The 1,656-nt window shown below is 32.4% G+C and carries 3 protein-coding genes; all 3 read left to right on the forward strand.

Features of this window, described 5'->3' with window-relative positions:
* A partial coding sequence (locus ABWO04_RS11725) for a hypothetical protein (RefSeq protein ID WP_353079869.1) occupies nt 1–486 on the forward strand: 486 nt, incomplete at its 5' end.
* A 26-nt stretch (nt 487–512) separates the two neighbouring features.
* Nucleotides 513–908: a hypothetical protein gene (locus ABWO04_RS11730; protein ID WP_353079870.1), complete on the forward strand. Its 396-nt coding sequence runs from the start codon at nt 513–515 to the stop codon at nt 906–908.
* On the forward strand, nt 905–1,656 hold a 752-nt coding region (locus ABWO04_RS11735), incomplete at its 3' end, for a hypothetical protein (RefSeq protein ID WP_353079871.1). The genes ABWO04_RS11730 and ABWO04_RS11735, both read left to right, overlap by 4 nt.

Here is a 1,656-nt window from a genome sequence, read left to right on the forward strand (position 1 = left end):
AGATACCAAGATAAAATAGTCAAGTTTAAGACTGCTACTCAAGGACTTTTTTTAGCACCCGGTGAAGCAATTCTAGTTCAGCATACGGCTACCGAATATGATTATGACATTTCTGGATATGTTACAGAAGTTGGAGTCTATAATATAACAACTCAAACCCAAAGAATTTTGCTATCTAGACAACCCTCTAATTTAATAACATCTGACTATAAAGCTACCATTCAACTTCAGGAAACCAATACGGTACTAGAGAACTTAACTTTTACATTAGTTCTGGAGAATGGTTTTTACTATTTGGACATTGAAAATTTACCTTCACCCATTTCCTTGTATGACCCTGTAGTTATTGGTAGAGCCGTTATTGAAGATAAAGTTTACAGGATTCAAAATCTTGCAATCTCTGAAAATGGTGAAATATCTATAAGTGCTGTTTTATGGTCTAACAAATTATTTGATTTTTCTGACCTCGACTTCAAATTTCAATGATATATCCTAATTTGGTTCCAGATTTCATGAGGGAGCTAGAGCTTCCTACTTATGCTTCATCTATTACTGAGTTTCCAGATGGGGCAGAAATTCGCTTATCTTTGACCAATAATGGTACAGGTACTAAAATTAAATTAGAGTATGTTAATCGTACTGCTGAGGATGTTTTAGAAATTGTTGGCTTTTATAATAGTGCCAAAGGTACTTTTAAAGGGTTTTTGGTTCCTATTTCGGTCTGGAGACATCCTTTATCACTTAAAAATGCTTTAGAATCTCTTACAAAAGGGGTTATTTGGAGATTTGCTGACAAAATAGAAATAACTACAGTTAAACAAAACGTTTATAATTTTACTGTGAATTTAGTTACTACCAGTACGATTGTAGTTCCGTCTCCTAATCCTTATCCTGACCAAATTTTATGAGTTTTCCTAATTTTAAGCCTACAAAAATTGAATACATTGAGTTATCTGATTTTGGTAGTATAATTACTGAAGACCAAGAAGGAATAGAACATCGAACAAATGCTTTTACTCAAGGTAGAAGTGCAAAAGTGTCAGCCAAATTTGAAGGTTTAAATAGCACACAAGTTTTAGAGTTTATAGACTTTTATAAAGATTTAAATGTTACTGGGCGGGGATTTGGCATTCCAGAATCTTTTAAGACAAATCAGTTTATTTTTTATGAAAGTGTTATTAAATCTTTTGGGCAAGTCATTTTATATTTTGAAAAACGACCGAATATAGAAACTGAGTTTTCTGATATTTATTCTGTAACTCTTTACATGATTGCTTCCATAGCAACTATATCAGCCCCTGAAAAGATTTATGTGACTTTACAAACAGAAGTTATAATAAGTGCTAGTTCTTCGACCTCATTTGTTCAATGGTCACAAATTTCAGGAAACCCTGTTACTTTTTCTAACCCTAACGATTTAGTTACTAACGTTATTTCTCAAGGGGGAGTTTTTAATTCTACAGGTGGTAAAATATTTTTTAAAGTAGCTCTTTTAGATAATCCCGATGTATTTGATACAATAGAAATTGTGCCTGCCCCTTCAAGTTTTGATGTTTTGAAAGGACTTAGTGCTTATTCATATTTTACTGAGTTTTCCTCTCTACAAAAAGTTTTAGCACCTTTAATTTATGATTTACCTTATTCTTTAACTGCCTC

The sequence above is a fragment of the Flavobacterium sp. genome (genome assembly GCF_040382755.1).
GTDB lineage: Bacteria > Bacteroidota > Bacteroidia > Flavobacteriales > Flavobacteriaceae > Flavobacterium.

What these genes read in the sequence shown, in the direction of transcription:
- ABWO04_RS11730 (WP_353079870.1), top strand. Translation starts at nt 513, where the DNA reads ATGAGGGAGCTAGAGCTTCCTACTTATGCTTCATCTATTACTGAGTTT.